The 7989-nt window shown below is 64.5% G+C and carries 5 protein-coding genes; 4 read left to right on the top strand and 1 reads right to left on the bottom strand.

Features of this window, described 5'->3' with window-relative positions:
• From H8A92_RS38555 to H8A92_RS38545, 3 genes are all read left to right on the top strand, one after another.
• A partial coding sequence (locus tag H8A92_RS38555) for a Y-family DNA polymerase (RefSeq protein WP_420831431.1) occupies nt 1-1608 on the top strand: 1608 nt, incomplete at its 5' end.
• A gap of 67 nt (nt 1609-1675) precedes the next feature.
• Nucleotides 1676-5260, top strand: a complete 3585-nt coding sequence (locus H8A92_RS38550; protein WP_229200506.1) for an error-prone DNA polymerase — start codon at nt 1676-1678, stop codon at nt 5258-5260.
• A 77-nt stretch (nt 5261-5337) separates the two neighbouring features.
• Complete coding sequence (locus H8A92_RS38545; protein WP_229200505.1) at nt 5338-5871, top strand: REP-associated tyrosine transposase; 534 nt, start codon at nt 5338-5340, stop codon at nt 5869-5871.
• A 64-nt stretch (nt 5872-5935) separates the two neighbouring features.
• Here the strand turns inward: H8A92_RS38545 and H8A92_RS38540 are convergent, their stop codons facing one another.
• Nucleotides 5936-6706 carry an SDR family NAD(P)-dependent oxidoreductase gene (locus tag H8A92_RS38540; protein ID WP_229200504.1) on the bottom strand — a complete coding sequence of 257 codons (771 nt, stop codon included), beginning with the start codon at nt 6704-6706 and terminating at the stop codon, nt 5936-5938.
• Between the two features lie 217 nt (nt 6707-6923).
• Here H8A92_RS38540 and H8A92_RS38535 point away from each other — a divergent pair, with 217 nt between their 5' ends.
• Entirely contained in the window at nt 6924-7460 is a 537-nt protein-coding gene (locus tag H8A92_RS38535; protein ID WP_229200503.1) for a GlcG/HbpS family heme-binding protein, read from the top strand.
• Nucleotides 7461-7989 lie beyond the last annotated feature (529 nt).

The raw sequence follows: 7989 nt of genomic DNA, 5'->3' as shown, positions 1-7989 counted from the left end.
CGGGGGAGAGTTGGAGAGAGGGGTACCACGGACGCCGGCGTATGCGGCTTACCCCTCTCCCTCACCCTCCCCCGCAAGGGGGGAGGGAACCCGTCTGCCAATGCGTCCCTTACGAAAAGCAACGTTCTCCCCAGCGTCGTCGTCGCAAAAGACCACAACGCCATCCTGCTCCATTCCATCGACGAGGTCGCGGTGCGGGCCGGGCTGTCGATCGGGCTGCCGCTCGCCAATGCGCGCGCGATCTGTCCTGAGCTCACGGTCTATGATGCCGACCCCGCCGCCGACCTGAAGACGCTGAACGACATCGCCGACTGGTGTGACCGCTTCACGCCGCTGGTCGCGCTCGATCCGCCCTATGGATTGTTCCTCGACATCACCGGTTGCGCGCATCTGTTCGGCGGCGAGCGCGCGCTGTTGCAGATCGTCACCAATGCGCTGAGCCGGCGCGGCTTTGCCGTCAGTGCGGCCATTGCCGGCACCTCGATCGCGGCACGCACGCTGACGCGCTACACGTCCGGGCAGATCGTCGCCGATGGCGAGGAAGCGCAGGCAGTCGGCCCGCTGCCGGTGTCGGCGCTCGGCGCCGATGCTACGATCACCACCGGCCTGCGCCGCGCCGGCCTGAAGACCATCGGCGATGTCGCCGCGCGCGCCCCGCATGAGATCTCGGCGCGGTTCGGCGCAGCCTTCACGACCTTGCTCGGCCACGCGCTCGGGCGGGGCGATGCCCCGATCAGCCCGCGCAAGCCGCTGCCCGATTACATCGTCGAAAAGCGTTTCCCGGAACCCATCGCGACCGACACCGTGATCGCGCTGACGCTCTCAAGCCTCGCCAAAATGCTGGTCGCGGCGATGGACAGACAGGGCAAAGGCGCGCGGCAGCTGGAAGCGAGCTTCTTTCGTACCGACGGCGCTGTGCGCACGATCATGGTCGAGACCGGGCGTCCGGTGACGCGGCCGGAGATGATCGACCGCCTGTTCCGCGAGCGGCTCGATGCGCTCAACGATCCGCTTGATCCCGGCTTCGGCTTCGATCTCATTCGTCTCGCCGCAGGGCGTACCGAGATCGTGGTACAGCAGCAGCGCGATCTCGATACGACCGTGCACGACAATGACGAGATCTCGGCACTTATCGACCGCATCGCCGCCCGCATCGGCGGCAAACGCGTCGTCGTGCATCTGCCGCTCGAGAGCCACATCCCCGAGCGCGCAACGCTGGCGCTGCCGGCGCAGCATCATCTGGCCGCCGCGAGCGCCGCGGCCTGGCCGGAGCGCGTCACGGGGGAGCCGCCGCTGCGGCCGCTCAGGTTGTTCGAGCGGCCCGAGCCGATCAAGGTGCCGTTCGCGAGCGTGCCGGACGGTCCGCCGCATCAATTCACCTGGCGGCGCGCCTTGCACGCGGTGGTGCGGGTCGAGGGCCCCGAGCGGATCGCGATGGAATGGTGGAAGCAGGACGGCGCGTCCCTGACGCGCGATTACTTCCGCGTCGAGGACGCCGAAGGCCAGCGCTTCTGGATCTTTCGCGATGGTCTCTACGAGAGCGAGTTGCGGGACGAAGAAGGCAAGCCGGTCCCCGCCAATTGGTATGTGCACGGGCTGTTCGCATGAAGCAGAGCGTTTTCAAGCGAAGTGGAGGCGGGTTCGCGTGAAGAAAACGCGTCAAAACGAGAATCTGATGCCCGACTATGCCGAGATCGGCATCACCAGCAATTTCTCCTTCCTGCGCGGCGGCTCCGATCCGCGCGCCTATGTGCATCAGGCGAGCGAGCTCGGGATCCCCGTGATCGGGATCGCCGATCACAACACGCTGGCCGGCGTGGTGCGGGCCTGGAAGGAGCTCGACAGCGAGAAGGTCGCCCATCCGCCAAAGTTTCTGGTCGGCGCCCGCATCGTCTTCATCGACGGCACGCCGGACATCCTGGTCTATCCGCGCGACCGCGCCGCCTATGGCCGGCTGTGTCAATTGCTCACGCGCGGCAAACGCGGGACCGGCATCGAGCTGGTCGAGAAGGGCGACTGCCGGCTCACTTTGTCCGATCTGGTCGATTTCGCCGAAGGCCAGCTGCTGGTGCTGGCATTGCCGCATCGGTACGAGACCGATGACGCGCTCGACGTGCTCGCGCAGCTGAAGACGAGCGCTGCCGATGGCGTCTGGCTCGCGGCAAGCCTGCTCTATCGCGGCGACGACAAGCGCCGTCTCGCGCGGCTGCATGGTCTCGCGGCTGATGCCGGCGTGCCGCTGCTTGCCACCAACGAGGTGCTCTATCACCATCCCGCACGCCGCCCGTTGCAGGACGTGCTGACCTGCATCCGCGAAAAGACCACGATCGAGGCCGTCGGCCGCAGGCTCGAGGCCAATGCCGAACGGCATCTCAAGCCGGCGCACGAAATGATCAGGCTGTTCCGCGACCTGCCGGATGCGATCTCGGAAACCATGCGCTTTGCCGAACGCATCTCGTTCTCGCTCGACCAGCTCAAATACCAGTATCCCGACGAGCCGGTGCCGCCCGGCAAGACCGCGCAGCAGCATCTGGAGGATTTGACCTGGGCCGGCGTCGACAAATATTTCGGCGGCAAGATCGACGACAAGCTCCGCGCCACCCTGAACAAGGAGCTCGCGCTGATCGCCGAGCTGAAATACGCGCATTACTTCCTCACCGTGCATGACATCGTGCACTATGCGCGCAGCCAGAACATCCTGTGCCAGGGGCGCGGCTCGGCGGCGAATTCGGCGGTCTGCTATGTGCTCGGCGTCACCTCGGTCGACCCGACCAAGGTCGATCTGTTGTTCGAGCGCTTCATCTCCAAGGAGCGGCTGGAGCCGCCCGACATCGACGTCGATTTCGAGCATTCGCGGCGCGAGGAGGTGATGCAATATGTCTATCGCCGCTACGGCCGTCACCGTGCCGCGATTATCGCCACCGTCATCCATTATCGTCCGCGCAGCGCGATCCGCGACGTCGGCAAGGCGCTCGGGCTGACCGAGGACGTCACCGCGGCGCTCGCCGATACCGTGTGGGGCAGCTGGGGCAAGGGCCTCAACGACATGCAGGTGCGGCAGGCCGGGCTCGACCCGAAAAACGCGGTGATCAACCTCGCGGTCGAGCTCGCCACCGAGCTGATCGAGTTTCCGCGCCATCTCTCGCAACATGTCGGCGGCTATGTGCTGACCCAGGACCGGCTCGACACCTATGTGCCGATCGGCAACGCCGCGATGGACGACCGCACCTTCATCGAGTGGGACAAGGACGACGTCGACGCGCTGCACATGATGAAGGTCGACGTGCTGGCGCTGGGCATGCTGACCTGCATCCGTAAATGTTTTGATCTCATCGATGACCATAAGGGCAAGCGCTGGGAGCTCGCCTCCGTCCCGCAGGACGAAGAAGAAGTCTACGACATGCTGTGCCGCGGGGAGTCGCTCGGCGTGTTCCAGGTCGAGAGCCGGGCGCAGATGAACATGCTGCCGCGCTTGAGGCCGCGGAGGTTCTATGACCTCGTCATCGAGGTCGCGATCGTGCGTCCAGGTCCGATCCAGGGCGACATGGTGCATCCGTATTTACGGCGGCGGAACGGCCAGGAAAAGGTCAGCTATCCGTCGCCGGCGCCTGACAAGGGAGACAAGGACGAGCTCTACAATGTCCTGCACAAGACGCTCGGCGTGCCGCTGTTCCAGGAGCAGGCGATGCGGATCGCGATCGAGGCGGCCCATTTCACGTCGGAAGAAGCCAACGGCCTGCGCCGCTCGATGGCGACCTTCCGCAACGTCGGCACCATCGGCACCTACGAGGAGAAGCTGGTCGGCAACATGGTGGCGCGCGGCTACGATCCGGACTTCGCCCGCAGCTGCTTCGACCAGATCAAGGGCTTTGGCTCCTACGGCTTCCCGGAAAGCCACGCCGCGAGTTTCGCCCAGCTCGTCTACATCTCCTCATGGCTGAAGCACCATCATCCCGATGCGTTCTGCTGCGGCCTGCTCAACTCGCAGCCGATGGGCTTTTATGCGCCGGCGCAGATCGTCGGCGACGCCCGCAAGAACGGCGTCACGGTGCGCGAGGTCGATGTCTCCTTCAGCTTCGCGCAGAACACGCTGGAGGAGAAGGTCGGCGATCACTGCGCAGTGCGGCTGGGCTTCCGCCAGATCGACGGCTTTCACTGGCTGGACGAGGATGAGGAGCGGCTGAAAGCTCTCCAGTCGTCATTCTCCGATGCGCAGTTGCGCGTCGTGGGCGCGCAAAGCGTAGATGTTTGTGAGTCAGGGAGGTACGAACGGATGGGCTCTCTCCCCCCTTGCGGGGGAGACTTGGAGAGAGGGGTAAGCCACGACCACCGCCCGTGCGGCTTACCCCTCTCCCTAACCTCGAGAGCGAGCTTCGCTCGCCTCGGACCCCGCAAGGGGGGAGGGAACCCGCCTACCTCCCGCGCGGCTTCGAACAGAACGGAGCGCGACTGGGCCGACCGCATCGTCGCCGCGCGCAACCGCCGGCCGTTCACCTCGCTCGAGGAATTCGCGCGCGATACTGGCCTGCCCAAGCGCGCGCTGATCCTGCTTGCCGATGCCGATGCATTCCGCTCGCTCGGGCTCGACCGGCGCGAGGCGCTATGGGCGGTGCGGCGGCTGCCGGACGACGTGCCGCTGCCGTTGTTCGAGGCCGCCACCGCGCGCGAGCAGCCGGATGAGGGTGCAAAACCGCTGCCGGAGATGCCGCGGCCCGAGCAGGTGGTCGCCGACTATCAGACCATCCGCCTGTCGCTGAAGGGCCATCCGATGGAGTTCTTGCGCGAGATGTTCGCCAGGGAGCGCGTCGTCGCCTGCCACAGCATCAACCGCAGCAACGATCGCCGTCGCGTCGCTTGCGCCGGTGTGGTGCTGGTGCGGCAGCGGCCGGGCAGCGCCAAGGGCGTCGTGTTCATGACGCTGGAGGACGAGACCGGCATCGCCAACATCGTGGTATGGCCGAAGGTGATGGAGCAGTACCGCAAGGAGGTGATGGGTGCGCGCCTGATCCTGGTCGAGGGCTATATCCAGAGCAGCCCCGAAGGCGTGACGCATCTGGTGGCGCAGCGCATGACCGATCGCTCCTGCGATCTGATCGGCCTCGCCAACGAATCCCCTGGCCGTAAGCTTCCGGTGCCGGCAGGTCCCGCATTGATCGAGCCGCTCAACGACATCAGCCGCGATCACGGCGACAACCCGCCGCAAAAGATCCGCCACCCCCGCAACGTCCGCATCCTGCCGCCGTCACGGGATTTTCATTAGTCGTCGCGCGATGACGACAGAATCGTAGGGCGGATTAGCCGGAGGCGTAATCCGCCGCTCATTCAACGTGAAAGTTCATGCCGAATTATCGTCGCGCCTTCATCCCCGGTGGCTGTTGGTTCTTCACGGTCAATCTGCTCGACCGACGACAAACCTTGCTCGTGGATCACATCGCGGAATTGCGCAGCGCAGTGGCGGCGACACGTCGGGACTATTCGTTTGCGATCGACGCATTCGTCATCCTGCCCGATCACCTGCACGCAGTCTGGACCTTGCCGCCCGGCGACACCGATTTTTCGACTCGCTGGCGACTAATCAAGAACCGTTTCGCAAGAGCCCTTCCAAGATATGAAAAGCTCAACGACGTTCGTATCGCCCGCAACGAACGCGGAATCTGGCAACGTCGGTTCTGGGAACACCTGATCCGCGACGAGACCGATTATGCGCGTCATATCGAGTATTGCTACATCAATCCACTGAAGCACCGGCATGTCGTACGGGTATGCGATTGGCCGCACTCTTCGTTTCATCGCGACGTCCGCGCAGGATTGTTCCCGAACGACTGGGGTGGTGACGTCGCGATGAGCGGCGATTTTGGCGAACGGCAATGATCCCGGTGGGAAATGGCGGATTACGCCTTCGGCTAATCCGCCCTACGCTTCCGTGATTTTTCCGCTAGAAATTCACCCGGTTCGAGATCGCGCCGTCGACGACGAGGTTCGAACCTGTCGTGAACGAGGAGATCGGGCTTGCCAGGAATACTGCGGCGCTGGCGATCTCCTGCGGCGTCGCCATGCGGCCGGTCGGGTTGCGGGCCAGCGCGTCCTGATAAATCTTGGGCGTGTTCTGCTCGACCGTGTTCCAGATGCCGCCCTTGAAATACACCGTGCCCGGCGACACCACGTTGACGCGGATCTTCTTCGCCGCGTATTGCCGCGCCAGCCCCTTTGCCATGTGCACCAGTGCCGCCTTGATCGGGCCGTAGGAGCCGGCGCGATCCGCTTGCGCTGCCGAGATCGACGAGATGATGATGAAGGCAGCATCGCCGGTCTTTTCGCCGCTCGCCTCGAGGAACGGACGGGCCGCCTCGAAGGCATTCACCGCGCCGAGCACGTCGAGCCGGAAGTTCTGTTCCCATGATGCGGGATCGCCGCCTTGCGCCATGGCGCCTGCATTGGAGAACATCATGTCGATGCTGCCGAGTTCAGCCGCGGCACCGGCGATCCACGATTTCAGCGCCGCGGCGTCGGTGATATCGACGGCCGCGCCGGTGACGCGCACGCCGCTGGCTTTCAATTCGCCAACGCTGGCTGCTACCTGCTCGGCATTGCGGGCGCAGACCGCGACGCCTGCGCCTTCGCCGGCCAACGTCGCCGCAATCGCCCGCCCGATGCCGCGCGTGCCGCCGAGCACGATGGCGTTTCGTCCCTTCAAACCCAGATCCATTCGGATATCCTTTCTGATGCGCGCGGACTGTAGCGTCCATCGCTGCATTGCGCGACCCCGATATTCCCGCGCGTCACGCGGTTTTCATTGTAGCCAAGCGAATATCGCGGTGCACCCAATCCGATCCCGCCTTGTGCGCCATGGATCAGTTGCTATCGTTCCGGCCGCCCGGGCGATCGATCCGGGGTTTGCAGCAACAACCATTCGGGAGCACTCCATGCGTTATCTCTCTGCGCTCATCGGCGCGGCCTGCATCGCGTTCGTCACGGCCACCGGCGCGTTTGCCCAGGTGCCCTCCAATCCCGACAATCCCAACGACGTCGTCCCCGATGCCCTGGCCCCGCCGCCCTATGGCGAACCGATCAATCTCGAAACCGCCAAGAAGGTTGCGGCCGCTGCGGTCGCCGAGACCCAGAAGCGAAACTGGAATGCGTTCTGCATCGCGATCGTCAATCCGGCCGGCGAACTCGTCTATTTCGAGAAGCAGGACAATTGCCAATACGCCTCGATCGGCGTCTCGCAGCACAAGGCGCGCACCACGACGCGCTATCGCCGGCCGACGCTGACCTTCGAAAACCTGATCGGCAAGGGAGCCTACTTCAACTATCTCACGACCCTCGACGACGTGATCGCCTCGCGCGGCGGCAATCTCCTGATCGTCGACGGCAAGATCGTCGGCGCCATCGGCGTCAGCGGCGGCTCGGGCTCGCAGGACAACGTGATCTCGCTCGCCGGCCAGGCCGCGCTGAAGTGAGGTAACGGCGAGAAAGCGTCTGCCGGACGCTCAGTCCGGCAGAGGCTTTCAATGCGCGGGTAGAGCGACGCGAAACCCATCAATGCCTCTCCGCGGCGCCAATGATGGGTTTGCTGCGCTCTCCCCCTCCAACGGACCGGCAATCCATTCGTTCGGCTTTTCAGAATTTTAACTTGACGCCGAACCCAACTCAGATGTTTAATGCTGCCGTCTCATCCGACACGAGGGGCGCTTCGCGGTCGTCACGAACGCGGGTCGAGATGCGGTGGACGCGGATTGCGCAACTGACGAGTGCGCATGAAGCGGACGGTGAAGTCGTGTGGTCCTGACGCCCTAGTGGTAGGTGTCCTGCTGCAAGACGCCAAGCGTCTTGCAACGGCGGTGACAACAAAGCCCAGTCTCGCCGGGGAGAGCACGAAGTAAGCCGTAGCCCATCGCGCAGGGAAAGCCGGATTGCTCCGGTTACACCTGTGGTCCTACCCCCGAGCTTTCTACCCTTTTGCTCGGGGCCCATGGGTGCGATCGGCAC

This window comes from Bradyrhizobium acaciae, from assembly GCF_020889785.1.
Lineage (GTDB): Bacteria > Pseudomonadota > Alphaproteobacteria > Rhizobiales > Xanthobacteraceae > Bradyrhizobium > Bradyrhizobium acaciae.
This window is presented reverse-complemented; position numbering and strand designations above follow the sequence as displayed.